The organism is Acinetobacter sp. BEC1-S18-ESBL-01 (assembly GCF_014169935.1).
GTDB lineage: Bacteria > Pseudomonadota > Gammaproteobacteria > Pseudomonadales > Moraxellaceae > Acinetobacter > Acinetobacter pittii.
Genome location: NZ_AP022302.1, coordinates 1,257,769 through 1,275,288 on the forward strand (window position 1 = coordinate 1,257,769; position 17,520 = coordinate 1,275,288).

Consider the following 17,520-nt stretch of genomic DNA (forward strand, 5'->3'; position numbering starts at 1 on the left):
TTATGTCTAGAAAAATTATTTTTCTACGAACGCACGTTCAATGACGTAGTCGCCCATTTCACCCATACGAGGTGATTCAACTAAACCGTGTTGGTCAAGTAATGCAGCCACATCTTTTAAGAATGCAGGGCTACCGCAAAGCATTGCACGGTCAGTTTCACGGTTGAAGCGTGGTAAACCGATTTTTTCGAATAAAGCGCCAGTTTCAATTGCAGTTGTTACACGGCCTTGAGTGTGGAAAGGTTCACGAGTAACAGTAGGGTAGTAAACAAGCTTGTCTTTAATACCTAACTCTTCAAAGAATTCGTGGTTTGGTAATTCGTTTAAGATAAGGTCTTGATAAGCTAATTCAGAAATATAGCGTGTACCATGAACAACGATTACTTTTTCAAAGCGTTCGTAAGTTTCTGGATCACGAATAATTGATAAGAATGGAGCAAGACCAGTACCAGAAGATAAAAGGTATAAGTTTTTACCTGGTAAAAGGTCATCATGAACCAAAGTACCTGTTGGTTTTTTAGAAACTAAGATTTCATCACCAACTTGTACTTTTTGCAAAATCGAAGTTAAAGGACCGTCTTGTACTTTAATTGAGAAGAATTCTAACTCTTCTTCGTAGTTTGCACTTGCAATCGAATACGCACGCATTAACGGTTTGCCATTCACTTCAAGTCCGATCATTACGAACTGACCATTTTTAAAACGTAAGCTGGTATCGCGTGTAGTTTTAAAACTGAAAAGAGTGTCATTCCAGTGGTGAACATGAGTAATGCGTTCAACGTTAAAAGCAGCCATTAAAGGTCTCGATCACGATTAAAAGAAAACAGATTGCTATTCTAATCTAATTTCATTCCCGATAAACTGAATATATTTAATTGTGTTTATAAGAAAAAGTGATGATCAATTCTGTCACCTTCCCCATCATTGGCCACATGTGCTCTCCCTATCGTGAAAAATTCGGTATTCCACGCCAGCCTAATTTGGTCAATATCGAGTCTTATATTGATATGGTAGAACCATATAACGACTTGTTAGCATTTGAGGGAATTGAGCAATTTAGTCATCTCTGGTTAGTTTGGCAGTTTCATGACAATAAAAATCAAGGCAATGCAGCTAAGTTCCGTCCACAGGTTCGTCCGCCACGTTTAGGTGGTAATGAAAAAATTGGAGTATTTGCTACACGAAGTATGTATAGACCTTCTCCAATCGGGCTTTCAGTCGTAAAACTTAATAAAGTGGAAAAAGTGGGGAAGTCTGTGCGTGTCTATGTCACTGGAAGTGATTTATTAAATGGCACCCCAATTTTAGATATCAAACCTTATATTCAATATTCTGATGCAATTGCGGAGGCTCAAAGTGGTTATGCGCATGCAGAACCAGAACGAAAGGCAGTTATTTGGAATGAAACTGCGTTAACAGCTCAAAAATATTTTCTTCAAAATAAAGAAATAGATTCGCAATACATTGATGAGCTTGAGCAAGTGTTAGCTTTAGATCCTCGGCCTGCCTATCAAGAAGATGCTGAAAGAATCTATAAAATGAAATTTTCAGACTTTGATATTCATTTTAAGGTCGATCAATTTGTAGTTACCGTCATTGATGTGGTGAAGACTTCTGCGCTTGCATAATAGATATTTTAAAACCAATGGATGTTGAGCCAAAGTAAAGTAATAAAAATAGCCATATGAATGAGCTGGGCGGGAACGAAAGCAAGGGCATAGCGTAGTCCGCCCGAAATTGCAGAGTTCACACTTTTAGCAAGAGCGTGAACTGCAAAACCTCCTAAAAAGGCAATTAATAAAGGTGTCATATGTGCGCTATCAGGTTCACCTTGCACAATGACCGCCGCTATAGCTGCATGTATTTCAAATAAAGAAGCAAGTAAGGTCCCCGCGATTAATCCCGCATCGCCTAAAGATAGACTTAAACCATAAACACCTGCCTGAATAAGGGTAAGTGTACCCGCAATAATAATGGCTTCTTTTAAGCTGAACATTCTTGAGTCAACCTCGGGCGAAGCCTTACTAGGTTCGGCTTTACGTAATAAAATAAAGGCCCATACTGCTAATACTACTAAGGCAATAAGTGTAGGAAATATAATCAGCTTGAACCAAGCAAAGCTAATACCGATCACAATAATTAAGGTTTGAATCAGTGTTGAAACGCAAGACATCAATGCAGCACCTGCATTTGTTGTTGCGTTGGCTTTGCCAGAGCGTACTTCTAAGCCTAAACTGGCAATAGTTGCTGTACTAGAAACAAATCCAGAAGCTAAAGAAGAAAGCAATAAAGCATTTTTAGATGACAAAAGTCGCTTTGCTATATGGGCAAGGGCTTGTACAAATAAGATTAAAGTCAGTAATTTTAAAATCACATGTGGATTTAAAACTGGACCCCAAAAAGGTTTATTTGGAACTAAAGGCAAAGCAATTAACAGTAAGGCAAGTAGAAAAATACCATCACGTAATTCTGATTCAGTAATCCACTGACTGGCAATACCATGCATAGACTGCTTAGCTATTAAGATAGTTGTCATGATCACAGCTAGGCCGGCAGCGAGCGAAATATTCCAAATACAAAGTGCCCCGATGAAGTAAGTCATAATAAAGGCGAGTTCGGTGGTCACGCCCGGGTCATTGGGTTGATTTTTGAGGGAAACAATACTAATGGCACCAATGAGTAAGGCACCCACAATTCCAATTTCAATGCCAAATAAAAAACAGACCGCTCCTAATAAAGCACTAATTGCAAAAGAACGGAAACCCGCAAAGGTTTTATATTCATGTTTAAGCTTACTTCGTTCTCGTTCTAAACCAATTAATAAGCCACAACCAAGCGCCGCAGCAATCACTGTAATGAATTCTTCAAATGATGCTGTTTGTAATGACATTGTCATTTGAAGTTCCATATTACTTCCTCTTTGCTTATTGTTATATGTAGATTTGAATCATTTTAAAATCATGTATTCATGTTCAGTTTATGCTTTTTATTATAGTGAGCATAGTATCTTTTTTAGACAAAACTAGGCATAAAATATTTCTATAAATATGACCTGTGACACAAAAAAATATTAAGATGAGAAGTGGTTTAATTAACTGATGTTAAAGGATATTTAAATGTAAAACATCTCTGCTATATTATAAAAATATATTGGGGATAACGCATGAATGCACATGTAGAAATAGATACGTATTGGTGTCTAGAACAACTATTACAAGAAGGCCGTATAACAGAACGAGATAAATTACTGGTACAGACAAGTCACCGCCAAAAAGACCAGTTAAAGTGGCATCCATTACAGTGGATAGCACATTTTAATTTAAAAGATCAGCAACACACACATGCGCATTTGAGTTTAAACCGCTTATGTTTATGGTTTGCAGATCGGGTTCAGCTCCCTCTATTTGTGATCGATCCTTTAAAGGCAGATGTCAGTGCTTTAACGCAGGTCATGTCACAAGAGTTTGCCATTCGTAACCATATTTTAGCTGTTGAAATTCATGCTGACCGAATCGTGATTGGAACAGATCAACCATTTCAAACAGATTGGCTTAATAACCTTGAACGTAGTCTAGCGCCTAAAAAAATTGAACGGGTACTGCTTAATCCCGAACAGTTACAACGCTATTTGCGCGAATATTATCAGGTGAGTCGCGCGGTAAACTCTGCTCAAAAAGATGCAGCTCATGACCGTGACAGTAAAAATGTTGAAGCACTTTTGCAGCTTGGCGATAGTCAAAACCCAGATGCTAATGATCAGCATATTGTGAAATTAGTTGACTGGATTTTACAGTTTGCATTTGAGCAGAGTGCCAGTGACATTCACATGGAACCGCGCAAAGATAACGGTAAAGTCAGGTTTAGGATTGATGGCGTTTTGCACACCATTTATAACATGCCTTCAAATACGCTGACCGCCGTGATTTCTCGGATTAAAATTTTAGGACGTTTGAATGTAGCGGAAAAACGTAAACCACAAGATGGCCGGTTAAAAACACGTACACCTAAAGGGCAAGAAACCGAATTACGTTTATCAACCTTACCAACCGCATTTGGTGAAAAACTGGTTATGCGTATTTTCGACCCTGATGTGTTGGTACGTTCTTTTCAGCAATTGGGTTTTGAAGAGCGTTTATTACAACAGTGGCAACAATTAACAAAAAATAGCCACGGTATTATTTTAGTCACGGGTCCTACAGGCTCCGGTAAAACAACTACGCTATATTCATCTTTAAAGCAGCTTGCAACCGAGCAGGTCAATGTCTGTACCATTGAAGATCCGATTGAAATGCTAGAGCCTAGTTTTAACCAAATGCAGGTCAATAATGCAATTGAATTAGGCTTTGCAGACGGTGTACGTGCACTGATGCGTCAAGACCCTGACATTATTATGATTGGGGAAATTCGTGATCAAGATACAGCGAATATGGCCATTCAGGCAGCATTAACAGGTCATTTGGTTTTATCAACTTTACATACCAATGATGCACCGTCTAGTTTGACTCGGTTGCATGATTTGGGTGTACAGCCATTTCTGACAGCTGCAACAATTTTGGGTGTTCTCGCGCAGCGCTTAGTCCGCCAACTTTGTCCACACTGTAAGAAAAAAACTCACATTAATGAGGATGAGTGGGAACACTTAACCTTTGACTACATTATGGAAATGCCTGAAACGGTTTATCAAGCGGTAGGCTGTGAAGAATGTCGTCATACAGGCTATAAAGGGCGAGTCGGTATTTACGAATTTATGCCGGTCAGTCTTGAGCTTAAACACCTTATTAGTAGTCATGTGACATTAAATGATTTAAGAACTCAAACTAAAAAAGAAGGTATAGAACCTTTAAGAATTGCAGGAGCCCGTAAAGTGATTGAAGGACTTACGACATTAGAAGAGGTCTTGAGGCTTGTGCCATTAAATTAAGTTTTTCTTAAGATTCACCTCATTTATGGTTGATTTAATTGCTTTATCCCAAGAGGGAACCATAAACAGAGGGTAATAATATGAATATGCTTAAAGTAATGTTGATGACTGCTGGTATGACTGCTGCTGGCGTAGTTGTCGCGAATACACCAGTGAATCAAGCTGCAATTGCTCCGGCAACTGTCACTACAGTAAAACAGGCATTAACCTCAAAAGATAATACACCGATCAAATTACATGGTCAGGTTGTAAAGTCTTTAGGTGATGAAAAATATCAATTCCGTGACAAGACAGGTAGCATTACAATTGATGTAGATGATGAACTTTGGCAAGGTCGCCCTATTTCAGCCAATACAAATGTGACTTTAATTGGTGAAGTAGACATTGACTATAAACCTTTAAAACGAGTAGAAATTGATGTGGATCAAGTTCAGTTCTAATGAATAAGGTCTGTAGATCTACTACTTTTAGCCGCATTTAAATCATGCGGCTTTGCTTTTTTTATAAAGGCTTGGCAAGATCAAATCAGGATATAACAGGAAAAATAGATGAGAATTTTGCTTGCAGAAGATGATCGCTCTCAAGCTGAAAGCATTCAATCATGGTTAGAGTTAGACGGTTATCAGGTAGATTGGGTCGAAAGAGGTGATTATGCACTTACGGCAATCGAACAGCATGATTATGACTGTATTTTGCTTGATCGGGGACTACCTCAACTGGCTGGTGAAAAGGTTTTAACAACGATCCGCCATAAACAAAAAAATGTTCCTGTTATTTTTATTACTGCACGTGACAGCATTCATGATCGGGTAGAGGGGCTAGATTTAGGTGCAAATGATTATTTGGTTAAGCCTTTTAGTTTAGAAGAATTATCGGCTCGCATCCGCGCTCAATTACGCAAACAAACTTTGAGTCAGCAATCGGTTTTAACATGGGGTGACCTACAACTTGATACACAAGCGAAAGTCGTATTAAGTGCTGGCAAATCTATCGATTTAACGGCAAAAGAATTCCAAATTTTGCGTAAGCTTATGGTGCATCCCGAGCATATTATTACCCGCGATCAATTAGAAGAAGCACTCTATGCATGGGGCGAGGAAATTGAAAGTAACGCAATCGAAGTATTTATTTATCAACTTCGAAAAAAAATCGGAAGCAGCAGTATTAAAACCATACGGGGGCTAGGCTACCGTATGGGAGATATAAAATGAAATCGAATAGCTCATCTTTGCAGTCGCAACTGGTTAAAACTACGATGTGGAGTAGTATCGTGGTGGGATTATTGGCTTTAAGCTTACTCACCATATTTTCTATCTATCACAACATGTCAGTGCAAGATGAAATCATGGATGAAATTTCAGATACTTTGCTGGTTTCCGATCTTTCTGAACACTCCATGAAACAGTTTGATGAGCTGAGTGATGAATTTGATATTCAGTATGAGTTATTAAACACAGGCCAAGTACTTACCCATTCTCATACCTATCAGCATGAACTTTTTGAGCAAGGTAACTTATCAGAAGGTTTTTCGTATTTTTTGTTTGATGGTCAATTATGGCGTAGTCTGGCTGCACAACAAGAAGACTCTCAGCTACAAGTTGAAGTTTTTCAACCAATGAGTACGCGTGTTGAAGAAGTACTTAAAGCACTTGCTGGATATAGTGGTCTTATGGTGTTGTTTTGGTTACTGCAATGGGTCATTGTAAGTTGGCGTACCGAGCATCAATTGGCTGCACTCAATTTACTTTCTAGACGAATTGCTCAAAAAACTGCATCAAATTTAGAGCCAATTCAAGAACCAGATGTCATTACAGAAATTCAACCTGTTATAGATGCGTTAAATCAATTGCTTGCGAGATTGCAAAGGGCTCTTGTTGCTGAACAGCGTTTTACCGCGGATGCTTCGCATGAGCTACGTTCTCCGTTATCTGCCATACAAATGCGTCTTCAGGTTTTACAGCGTAAATACCAACATCTTCCAGAACTTCATCAAGATTTTGAACGCATACAAGAAGACGTTTCTAGAAGTACAAAAATACTTGAGAATTTACTTCTTCTGGCCCGCTTAGAACCTAATGAAGCTGAACAGCCTGAACTTCCTAAGACAGTTATCGATTTAAATTACTTACTGGCTAGAGTGATTGAAACTGTAGATTTAGATGCGAAAGCTAAACAGATGTTGATAGAGGTAAATACCTTATCGGCAGAAACTAAAACATATGCGAATGAAGAATTACTGTTTATTGCTTTTAGAAATTTATTTGATAACGCCATTCGTTATAGCCCGACATTAGGCTCTATTCATGTTGAGATTAGTCAGCATGAACAGCAAATTAAGGTGTCTATTGAAGACACGGGAAATGGAGTAGATGATGAAGTGCTATTACGGTTAGGGCAGCGTTTTTTTCGGGTACTCGGTACTCAACAGCAAGGTTCTGGCTTAGGAATTTCAATTACTCGAAAAATTATTGAATTGCATAATGGCAAGTTACGTTTTATGCATGCTGAACAAGGTGGTCTGAGGGCAGAGATTATTCTTCCTTCATAAAAAATAGCATGGTTACCCATGCTATCCATTTTTTGTTTTCCCACGAATATTATTGAAACGCGAGTATGTTTTTTATTTAGTTAAAATTAGGCGATTGTTGCGAGTGAGGCGTAAACGATATTCCTCGCCAGCATGCATAATGCGAATTTCACGGCCTAATGCAAAGAGGTTATTAGAATGTAACATTGGTAAGGCGTGAGCTGTGTCATTGTTACGGGTAAATAAGCTAAAAGGTGCGTTCATTTGTTGTGCTCCGTGGTATGTTCTTGAACGATTTAAATGATAATCATTATCGAATAGATCTGTCAATGAGATTTTTAAGATTTTATAAAATGATAAAATTTGCTTACACTTGAGAAAAGTTTTAGAGAGTAAAAAGATGCCCAAACCAATAGTCGATGTCGCTATAGCAATCTTGATCCATCGTGGAAAAATATTAGTTGGATGGCGCGAAGAGCAGCAACATCAAGGTGGAAAGCATGAGTTCCCTGGAGGGAAGGTTGAGCAGGGTGAAACACCAGAAGAAGCCTGCCGCCGTGAAATCTATGAAGAAGTGGGTATTGGTTTAAAAGATTGGCATCAGTTTGATTATATTCACCATGAATATGATGACATTATCGTCAACCTTCATTTGTTCCATAGTTATGTACCTGATGAGTTATTAAACCTTATTCACCAGCCATGGGCATGGTATACACGTGATCAGCTACTTCATTTAAACTTCCCTAAAGCCAATAAAAACATCATAAAACGACTCTATTGGCCTCATCTCATCAAAATTAGCAATACGCTTTCAACGGTAGAAAGTAGTGATGCTTTATTGTACTGGCGTATCGAAGAATTTGAGCCGCAATATATAGAGCAATTAACTGCTTTAGATGAAGGGCAACGATCAAATTTAATTATAAATGTAGATATTTGGCGGAAATTAAGCCCTGAATTACAAAAACAAATAAAGACCGTTCATTTAAAACAATCTCAGCTCATGAATTTGCATAAAGGCGATTTAACAGTGGGCGTACGATATATTGCTGCTTGTCATGATGCGGTTTCTTTAAAACAGGCTCAGCAGATTGGTTGCGATGCTGTTTTTATTAGTCCTGTAAAACCAACAACGACTCATCCAGAAGCCGTAGCATTAGGTTGGGAACGTTTTAGTGATCTCGCTCAAAATAGCCAGATTCCAGTTTTTGCATTAGGAGGAGTGCATCCAGACGATTTAGCCACTGCACAGCAGCATGGTGCATATGGCTTAGCTGGTATTCGTAATTTCTAATGAGAAAATAAAAAGCATTAAAAGCTAGAGAGCTTTTAATGCTTGTTGTGCTTCTTGAACAGTTTTTTGATTGTTGCGTTGTTGCCCAGCTTTTAAGATAACCAACCAAAGCTGCTTTTTCATTGGCTGACTTTGGGCAAAACTCAAACCACGTCTTGCTAAAGACTCAGCATTAGAATATTGCTGTTTATGATTTGCCGTAAGTGCAAGAAATAAATAAGTCTCAGCGGCCTGTGGTGCTAAACGCTGTGCTTGAAGTGCATAGCGCTCTGCCTCTGACCACTGTTGATTTTTATAAGCCTGCTGTGTTTTTTGCATTAAAACTTTAAATGCAGGTAGCTGGCTGCCATCATCACTAAAATGTTGAGGCTTTTTCTGTTGAGGAACAATCACCTGTAAATTTTTACGTTGAATTTCTGGGTGATCATAAGGTGTAATTTTTACGCCTGATGGAGTTTCCGTCTTTTTGACTGGAGGAGTAGGTGTTTTCTCTTTGGAGTCAGAATGATCGGGCAGAGTTGTACAGCCGACCATAAGAACAGCACCAATATAAAAAACACCTTTCTTTAACATATCCTAATTTCCTGTTAACGCTTAGTTGTTATAACTACCACTTGAAATTACACGTGAGTTGTTTGACAGATCTTGTTCCATCTGGTTTTCACTTTCACGAATATAACTGTCGGTATTATCATCCTGTGAGTCAGGAATTGTGTTATCACTTTGTGGCGTATATGTTGGATCAACTTGATAATAAGGTGCTCCACATGGCGTAGCACGGTGCGGAACCGTATGCGTTAGCATCGGAATATACATTGCACCATCACATGCCTGAGCAGATAAATCACCCGTTGCACGGTCAATCCACTGCCACTGTACTGTGTCTGGTTGACGTAGATTTACAGGCGTTTGACGTAATTGTTTCATCACATTAATCCATACTGGCAATGCACCAGATGAACCTGTTAATCCTGTTACTTTGTTGTCATCTAAACCTAACCAAACTACAGCAACGTGGTTACCTGAGTAGCCCGCAAACCATGAGTCACGTGTATCGTTAGTCGTACCTGATTTACCTGCCAATTTTAAAGCAGGAGACAAGCTATTATAAGCTGCGCGACCAGTACCCGAAGACATGACCTGTTGTAGACCATAATTCATGATATAACCAACAGATGGATCAATGGTTTGTTGAACATTCAGGCCATAACGGTCAAGCAGGCGACCATTTGCATCTACGACAGATCGAATCGCACGAGTCGGATATTTAAAGCCACCTGTAGCAAAGTTCTCATAAATTCCCAGAACCTCCATTGGTGACATATTGACTGCCCCAAGGAAAATAGATGGGTAGGCAGGAATGGTCGACTCAACACCAAACTTTCTTAAGTTGTTTGTAAATGTAGATAAACCAAACTCTTGACCCAAGCGCACAGCAGAAAGGTTATATGAATTTGCTAAAGCTTCGCTCAAGCTGACTACACCATGTCCACCACCACTGTAGTTTTTAGGTGTCCAACTCTTGCCACCATCTACAGGGACACTAATCGGTGCATCTTCAATTTGGGTTGCCCAGTTGTAACGCCCAGATTCAATAGCACTTAAATAAATTACAGGTTTTAATAAAGAACCGACTTGGCGTTTCGCATCTACAGCGCGGTTAAAACCAGTAAAGTCTTGTGTAGAACCAACAGCGGCAACAAGCTCGCCGTTTTCTGGATGTGCAATCAGTACAGCACCCTGTAAGTTTTTCAAACGTGCTGGGTTGCTGCTTGCCAAGCGGTCTACTGAAGCTTTAAAAGCATTTTGAACTTGAGTTTGAGTAATTGGGTCTAGAGTCGTAAAAATACGTAAGCCCTGATTAGTTAAATCACTTTCTTGATATTCTGTGCGTAATTGACGACGCACGATATCTAAAAAGTCAGGGAATTTTGCAGGACCTAAACTTGGTTTATTTAACACATTTAAAGGACGTGCAATTTCATCTTCGTATTCTGCTTGAGTTAAATAACCCATTACACGCATGTTATTTAACACGGTATCGCGGCGTTTTTTTGCACCTTCAGGATTTTTCCAAGGATTATATAAAGAAGGGCCTTGCACTAAACCAACTAAATAAGCTTGCTGTGCAACGCTAAGCTCACGTAAAGGTAAACCAAAATAAAATTGAGAAGCCAAACCATAGCCATTAATTGAGTAGCTACCATTTTGGCCTAGATTCACTTCATTTAAGTAGGCTTCTAAAATTTCATCTTTGCTGTAATGCAGCTCAATGAGTAAAGCCATTAATGCTTCATTAACTTTACGTTTGAGTGTGCGTTCAGGTGTGAGGTAGAAGTTTTTAACTAATTGTTGAGTCAGGGTTGAACCACCTTGACGTTTACCACCTGTGATATTGCTCACTAATGCACGAGCAGTACCACGAATTGAAATACCGTGATGATGATAGAAATTACGGTCTTCTGTTGAAATTAAAGCTTCAATAAGTGGTTTAGGGACATTATTCAGTTTAATGAGAACACGGTCTTCATTATGTTGAGGGTAGATCCCTCCAATCAGAAGTGGCTCTAGTCGTGCAACACCCGTTGAAGAAGGTTTTGTACTTCTAACTTCAGCAACTTGGTCATTTGCAAAACTTAACTCTAGTACTTGTTCGGGTTCAACACTGTCGCCGTAATCAAAACCACGCGTGTGGATATACATATTGCTACCCTGAGCAACATAGGTTCCAGACTTGTCATAATTACTTGAAGTTTTGTAACCCAAGAGTTTTAATTCTTGAGTGAAATTTGCTTGGGTAATAGGTGCGTTATTATAAATTTCCAAAGGTCGTGCGAACACTTTGGCAGGAATATCCCACCGTTGTCCTTCAAATTTTTCACGGATAATATTATCTAAACGAATCAGATAGATACTAAGAGCAATAAAAGCACCAATGACCAAAATGGAAAAGATTAGTGCAAAGAAACCGATACCACGTTCAAACTTCATAAAAATGAGATAAAACCCTAACAATGCCTGTAATGATGCGATAGCTTGTCATCAATTTGCAATGATAAAACTGTGAATAATTGGAAAACTTAGATTGAATTTTACAGCATCTTGTTGTTATGTTTTTTTAAATTAATCAGGTTAATGTTATTATAGCCAAGTATCGCAGCGGAGCTTACTCATTCGTGCAAATTTCACATAAGTCCTTCAGAAACGTCGGGTTAATCGGTCGACCAGATAAATCATCAGTAGTAGAAACACTATGTTTAATTCATGATCATTTGTTGAACCTAGGCTTAAACCCCATTTTTGATCAGGAAACTGCTGAATTAGTGCCTTATGATCATGCACAAATTGTAAGTCGTCATTTATTGGGTGAAGTTGCTGATTTAGTCATAGTTGTTGGAGGCGACGGTTCTTTACTCCACGCTGCTAGAGCTTTAGTTCGCTACAATACGCCTGTTATTGGTATCAACCGCGGGCGGTTAGGTTTTTTAACTGATATCAAACCTTCAGAAGCCATTTTCAAACTTGACCAAGTACTTCAAGGGCATTTCCAGCTCGACCGTCGTTTCTTACTTGAAATGGAAGTACGAACAAATGGTGAAGTCATTTATGACGCGATTGCCTTAAACGATGTCGTTTTGCATTCGGGCAAATCGGTACACATGATTGACTTCGAACTTAATATTGATGGTCAATATGTTTACCGCCAACATAGTGATGGTTTAATTGTTTCGACGCCAACCGGATCAACGGCTTATGCATTGTCAGGTGGTGGCCCAATTTTACATCCAATTATGGATGCTATTGCATTAGTTCCAATGCATCCCCATACATTGTCATCACGTCCCATCGTAGTCGGTGGTCAAAGCGAAATTAAAATCGTTATTCGCGAAAATCGGGTGTTACCAATGGTGAGTGCAGATGGACAACATAGTGTCTCGCTCAATGTTGGAGACAGTTTACACATCCGTAAACACCCATTTAAACTAAGTTTATTGCATCCACCAGGTTATGATTTCTATATGGCCTGCCGTACCAAACTTGGTTGGAACCAAGATTTTGAATCTTTTCAAAGAGATGAATCATGAATATTGAACAAATGCTATCTGTTTTAAATCCTGAAATTGTAGAGCGATTAAAAACAGCAGTAGAAATTGGTAAATGGCCAAACGGCGTTGTTTTAACTAAAGAGCAGCGTGAAACTTGTATGCAAGCTGTAATCGCTTGGGAGTTGAAGAACTTACCAGAAGATCAGCGTAGCGGTTATATTGACCGTGGTACAAAAGAAGAAGGTGAAGAGTGTGATGATGATCATCACAAGCATGAACCAGAGTTTAAACCGATTCGTTTTGTTTAAAAATTAATAAGACAGAAAAATTATTTTTGGTTATTCCATACAGCCTTATATAGCATGTTTTTCATAAGTTATAGCATATAGGCATTTATTACTTTTGAAGGATCAAAAGTAACCAAAAATCCTCTGTATCACTGACGATACTTCCTGTATCGCAGTGATACGGTCGACATCCATGTCGACCTTCACGATAGCATTTGTTAACTACGAATTAAGATTGCTTAAATTTCGTGTATCCCATAACACTTTTGCTTTTTGCATCGCTTCTTCAAAATTAGCAACAACGCCCATGGTATATAGCGCGATTCCAATGGTTTCTGTTACGGCCATTTCTCCATATTCATGGTGCTGTTGACCAAGCCATACTGCTTTAAACGTTGCTAAATCTAATTCTTCTTCAATTGGGCTTCGTTCAGGTGTGAGCTTTGGCAACTCATGTTCATAGAGCTCACCATTTTTAATACCGCAAATGAGTGTTTTAGCATCTGGGTTTCGTTCAAATTCACCACCTTCGCCTTTAATAACGGCACTATTTTGATAGCCTAAGCGTAATGCGCTATGTTGGTGAGAAGTTCTGTAAGCAGGGTGGAATATTGCTTGTAAGGTAGCCTTAGCGTTAAAAGGATTAATTAAACGGGCCAAAGTATGAATAGGTGAACGCAATCCCATGACATTTCTTAGAGATATCAATTCGCTTAGAACTGGTGAAATCACGTCTAGTGGTAAGTAAGCAAAATTTTGCTCTGCTAATTGTGTACGAACTTCTTGTTCAGAATGGCAAATTTGATAACCAAGATATTCTAAGACTTGCTCAGTATAAACACGGTTAAGCGTGTGACCTGATGCACCATGCATAACAATTTTATGGCCATGCTGGGCAAGCGTAAGAGCGGCTAATAAAAACCATGGATAGTGTTTTCGCTTACCTGCATAAGATGACCAATCTAAATCAACAGCTAAAGGCTCAAAATGAAGCTGGTCTTTAGTCGCTTGAACGAAACCTGCGAGTTCTTCAATAGATTCTTCTTTAACCCGAAGCAGCATTAAAAATGCACCTAGCTGCACATCTAACACTTCACCTTTTAAAATCATGGTAAATGCTTGATAAGCTTCTTCATAGCTTAAAGAGCGAGATCCGGTTTTCCCCTTACCTAAAATACGGACATATTGAGCAAAGGGATGTTCAGCATCTTTATAGATATTACGTTTAGTATTCATCGTAGTTCAAAACAATAAAAATGATGGGATGTAGGCAGCTCAAAATGAAATGTCCACAAGTATTTAATCAATATGACATAAAAAACTGCTGAAAAAATATCAAAAGTGTTTCTTATACTAAAGTCTTAAGGCTACCTGAGTGTTTTTTATGCGTATTAGCTAAAAAATTAACCGAATCGTTATTTAATTCGAGTACACTTTCTCGTGCTTTTTTGAGCATTCATATCATAATTTTATGTGATTCTCCTATATCTTCAGCTTTTTATTGAAAAAGTAAGAGGTTATTTCGAGCTACTCAAAGTGGTTAGAAACTTCAGGTATTCTCCTGTTTTAGAAAACATTGATTTTGTTTTCATTGAGGTAGTAGGAAGGTTTTTTGTTCCCAAAAAACCATTTCCCTTTTGCGGTGTTAATGTGAAAGGTTAGGGCTGTGTATTCGTAAAGAATAGACGTTTCATTTTGGTATTTCCAACGGACTTGGAAATATAGATTGAAGTAAAGTTATGGCTAAAAAACCGATTTATAAATCACTTTATTTTCAGGTGATTATTGCGATTATTGCGGGTATCTTGGTAGGGCATTTTTCTCCAAGCTCAACGCAAATTGTCAATGGTGTCGAACAGCATATTCCGGGGTTAGGTGAAAAACTCAAGCCATTAGGTGATGCCTTTATTCGTTTGATCAAGATGATCATTGCTCCAGTTATTTTCTGTACCGTGGTAAGCGGTATTGCTGGCATGGAAAGCATGAAGTCAGTCGGAAAAACTGGCGGCGTTGCGTTGTTATACTTTGAAATCGTTTCAACAATTGCACTTCTAATTGGCCTTGTTGTAATTAACATTGCTAAACCGGGTGTAGGGATGAATGTTGACCCTACCACTCTCGATACTTCGGGCATTCAAAAATACGTCAGTTCTGGTGAGTCACAATCTACCATTGATTTCTTAATGCACATCATCCCTGATACGGTGGTTGGTGCATTTGCAAATGGTGAAATCTTACAAGTCCTTCTTTTTGCAATTCTCTTTGGTTTTGCTTTACATAAGTTAGGTGATGCGGGACGTCCAGTTTTAAAATTTATTGATCAAGTTGCACATGTGTTCTTTAACATTGTGAATATGGTCATGAAATTGGCTCCGATTGGTGCATTCGGTGCAATGGCATTCACTATCGGTAAATATGGTGTTGGTTCACTCGTACAATTAGGGCAGCTCATTATCTGCTTCTATATTACGTGCTTACTCTTTATCTTCTTAATTTTGGGTACAATCAGCCGTATTAGTGGATTCAGTATTCTTAAGATGATTCGCCTGATTCGTGAAGAGTTATTAATTGTACTTGGTACATCTTCTTCTGAATCTGTTTTGCCTCGCATGTTACGTAAACTTGAAATTGCAGGTTGTGAAAAATCTGTAGTTGGTTTGGTTATCCCAACAGGTTATTCATTTAACCTTGATGGTACGTCAATTTATTTGACTATGGCTGCAATCTTTATTGCTCAGGCAACAAATACACAGCTTGATATTCAACATCAGATTACTTTGTTGTTGGTACTCTTAATTTCATCTAAGGGGGCTGCGGGTGTAACAGGCTCTGGCTTTATTGTTATGGCTGCAACTTTATCTGCTGTAGGACATATTCCAGTGGCAGGTCTGGCATTGATTTTAGGTATTGACCGTTTCATGTCAGAAGCCCGTGCATTAACTAACCTTGTTGGTAACTCATTAGCAACGATTGTTGTTGCAAAATGGGTCGGTGCTTTAGATAAAGATAAGCTAAATGATGCTTTAAATAATCCAGATGAAGTCGACAGAAAAATGATGGAGCAAAAAACTCCTCAAGTTGCTGAAGGTTTAGATTAATTCAAATAAACCTATATAAAAGAGGAAGCTTTGGCTTCCTTTTTTATTGGCTGACTGAAAAGTACAGTTTTAATGAGCAGCTATGTCATGACAGTAGCTTAAAAAATGATTAGCATGCAGAGCAATGAGATTAGATAAAACAATAAAGCCGAAGGAAAATATTATGTTGGCATACGATGCAGATTTAGAATTATTCCGTAATAATTTTAAACGTTTTATGAATGAGCATATTGCACCGCAATACGACCAATGGGAACGCGAAGGAATTATGCCTCGCTCTGTCTGGAATCAACTGGGCGAAAATGGCTTTTTGTGTGTGGATGTTCCAGAAGAATACGGTGGTTACGGCGTACCAACCTATTATTCATTAATGTTGGTTGAAGAATCGGCACGTGCTGGTTTTTGTGCATTATCAACAGCGATTTCTTGCCACTCTGAAATTGCTGCACCATATATTTTACACATCGGGACAGAAGAGCAAAAACAATATTGGTTGCCGAAAATGGTAACAGGTGAAGTGGTTGGTGCAATTGGTATGACTGAACCTGGAGCGGGTTCGGATTTACAATCAATGCGTACTAGCGCCATTTTGCAAGATGACCATTATTTATTAAATGGCTCAAAAACCTTTATTTCAAATGGACAACATGCTGATCTTGTGGTGCTTGCAGTAAAAACTGATCCTCAAGCGCGTGCAAAAGGCGTGTCATTATTATTGGCAGATACGCATCTAGAAGGCTTTAAAAAAGGCACAAATTTAGACAAAATCGGTCTGCATTCTCAAGACACATCTGAGCTATTTTTTGACAATGTTAAAGTTCCTAAAAACCAGTTACTCGGTCAAGCTGGACAAGGCTTTGCTTATTTAATGCAAGAGTTACCGCGAGAACGTACAGCTATTGCATCTACCGCAATTGGCGCTATTCGTGGTGCAATTGATTTGGCAACTGCTTATGTAAAAGAGCGTCATGCATTTGGTCAACCCATTTCACAGTTCCAAAATACGCGTTTTGTTTTAGCACAAGCAAAAATTGATGAGCTTGCTACAGCTGCTTTCTATGAGAGAAATGTTGCTCTATATCAAGAAGGCAAGCTAGATGTGGAAACTGCGGCAGCGCTTAAAAGCTTCAGCACTGACATGCAAATGAAAGTCGCAGATAACTTGCTGCAACTCTTTGGCGGTTATGGTTATATGACTGAATATCCAATTTCACGTTTCTTTGTAGATGCACGTATTCAACGTATTTACGGTGGTACAAATGAAATTATGAAAGAAATCGTGGCGCGTGGATTAATCGGTAAAGCTTAATAATAGCTTCAAAAAAGCCTACCTTTGAGTAGGCT

At 38.7% G+C, this 17,520-nt stretch carries 16 protein-coding genes; 10 read left to right on the forward strand and 6 right to left on the reverse strand.

All coding sequences use genetic code 11. The annotated features are described in order from the left end of the window. Window positions 1–15: 15 nt before the first annotated feature. Window positions 16–795 carry a ferredoxin--NADP reductase gene (locus tag H7R46_RS05825; RefSeq protein ID WP_002118187.1) on the reverse strand — a complete coding sequence of 260 codons (780 nt, stop codon included), beginning with the start codon at window positions 793–795 and terminating at the stop codon, window positions 16–18. A gap of 101 nt (window positions 796–896) precedes the next feature. Here H7R46_RS05825 and tsaA point away from each other — a divergent pair, with 101 nt between their 5' ends. Next, window positions 897–1,628, forward strand: a complete 732-nt coding sequence (tsaA, locus tag H7R46_RS05830) for a tRNA (N6-threonylcarbamoyladenosine(37)-N6)-methyltransferase TrmO (RefSeq protein ID WP_005068263.1) — start codon at window positions 897–899, stop codon at window positions 1,626–1,628. Window positions 1,629–1,636: 8 nt separating this feature from the next. Here the strand turns inward: tsaA and H7R46_RS05835 are convergent, their stop codons facing one another. Further along, a complete protein-coding gene (locus H7R46_RS05835) occupies window positions 1,637–2,908 on the reverse strand; it encodes an MgtC/SapB family protein (protein ID WP_086260915.1) in 1,272 nt (423 codons plus the stop codon). A 255-nt stretch (window positions 2,909–3,163) separates the two neighbouring features. Here H7R46_RS05835 and H7R46_RS05840 point away from each other — a divergent pair, with 255 nt between their 5' ends. The 4 genes from H7R46_RS05840 to H7R46_RS05855 all read left to right on the forward strand — a co-directional run bounded on the left by H7R46_RS05840 (window position 3,164) and on the right by H7R46_RS05855 (window position 7,469). Next, window positions 3,164–4,921: a GspE/PulE family protein gene (locus H7R46_RS05840; protein ID WP_005068266.1), complete on the forward strand. Its 1,758-nt coding sequence runs from the start codon at window positions 3,164–3,166 to the stop codon at window positions 4,919–4,921. An 80-nt stretch (window positions 4,922–5,001) separates the two neighbouring features. Then, a complete protein-coding gene (locus H7R46_RS05845) occupies window positions 5,002–5,361 on the forward strand; it encodes a NirD/YgiW/YdeI family stress tolerance protein (RefSeq protein WP_002118236.1) in 360 nt (119 codons plus the stop codon). Window positions 5,362–5,469: 108 nt separating this feature from the next. Next, entirely contained in the window at window positions 5,470–6,132 is a 663-nt protein-coding gene (locus H7R46_RS05850) for a response regulator transcription factor (RefSeq protein WP_005068268.1), read from the forward strand. Then, window positions 6,129–7,469 carry an ATP-binding protein gene (locus H7R46_RS05855; RefSeq protein WP_005068270.1) on the forward strand — a complete coding sequence of 447 codons (1,341 nt, stop codon included), beginning with the start codon at window positions 6,129–6,131 and terminating at the stop codon, window positions 7,467–7,469. The genes H7R46_RS05850 and H7R46_RS05855 overlap by 4 nt, the downstream gene beginning before the upstream one ends. 72 nt (window positions 7,470–7,541) lie before the next feature. On the opposite strand, the gene hemP is transcribed toward H7R46_RS05855, so the two are convergent. Further along, complete coding sequence (gene hemP / locus H7R46_RS05860) at window positions 7,542–7,712, reverse strand: hemin uptake protein HemP (RefSeq protein WP_002118129.1); 171 nt, start codon at window positions 7,710–7,712, stop codon at window positions 7,542–7,544. A 136-nt stretch (window positions 7,713–7,848) separates the two neighbouring features. On the opposite strand from hemP, the gene H7R46_RS05865 reads away from it, so the two are divergent. Continuing rightward, entirely contained in the window at window positions 7,849–8,745 is an 897-nt protein-coding gene (locus H7R46_RS05865) for an NUDIX domain-containing protein (protein ID WP_005068274.1), read from the forward strand. Window positions 8,746–8,769: 24 nt separating this feature from the next. Here the strand turns inward: H7R46_RS05865 and H7R46_RS05870 are convergent, their stop codons facing one another. Continuing rightward, complete coding sequence (locus tag H7R46_RS05870) at window positions 8,770–9,318, reverse strand: tetratricopeptide repeat protein (protein WP_002118198.1); 549 nt, start codon at window positions 9,316–9,318, stop codon at window positions 8,770–8,772. A 21-nt stretch (window positions 9,319–9,339) separates the two neighbouring features. Continuing rightward, window positions 9,340–11,736: a penicillin-binding protein 1B gene (gene mrcB / locus H7R46_RS05875; protein ID WP_005068277.1), complete on the reverse strand. Its 2,397-nt coding sequence runs from the start codon at window positions 11,734–11,736 to the stop codon at window positions 9,340–9,342. A gap of 185 nt (window positions 11,737–11,921) precedes the next feature. Here mrcB and H7R46_RS05880 point away from each other — a divergent pair, with 185 nt between their 5' ends. After that, window positions 11,922–12,830: an NAD(+) kinase gene (locus tag H7R46_RS05880; protein WP_005068282.1), complete on the forward strand. Its 909-nt coding sequence runs from the start codon at window positions 11,922–11,924 to the stop codon at window positions 12,828–12,830. Further along, window positions 12,827–13,099, forward strand: a complete 273-nt coding sequence (locus H7R46_RS05885; RefSeq protein WP_002118245.1) for a YeaC family protein — start codon at window positions 12,827–12,829, stop codon at window positions 13,097–13,099. The genes H7R46_RS05880 and H7R46_RS05885 overlap by 4 nt, the downstream gene beginning before the upstream one ends. A gap of 201 nt (window positions 13,100–13,300) precedes the next feature. On the opposite strand, the gene H7R46_RS05890 is transcribed toward H7R46_RS05885, so the two are convergent. Continuing rightward, on the reverse strand, window positions 13,301–14,314 hold the full coding sequence (locus tag H7R46_RS05890; RefSeq protein WP_005068284.1) for a glycosyl transferase family protein: 1,014 nt from the start codon (window positions 14,312–14,314) through the stop codon (window positions 13,301–13,303). 503 nt (window positions 14,315–14,817) lie between these two features. On the opposite strand from H7R46_RS05890, the gene H7R46_RS05895 reads away from it, so the two are divergent. Both H7R46_RS05895 and H7R46_RS05900 read left to right on the forward strand, forming a co-directional pair. Beyond that, a complete protein-coding gene (locus H7R46_RS05895; RefSeq protein WP_002118145.1) occupies window positions 14,818–16,176 on the forward strand; it encodes a dicarboxylate/amino acid:cation symporter in 1,359 nt (452 codons plus the stop codon). 163 nt (window positions 16,177–16,339) lie between these two features. Then, window positions 16,340–17,485 (forward strand): acyl-CoA dehydrogenase family protein, encoded by a 1,146-nt coding sequence (locus H7R46_RS05900; RefSeq protein WP_005068286.1) that lies wholly within the window; start codon window positions 16,340–16,342, stop codon window positions 17,483–17,485. Window positions 17,486–17,520 lie beyond the last annotated feature (35 nt).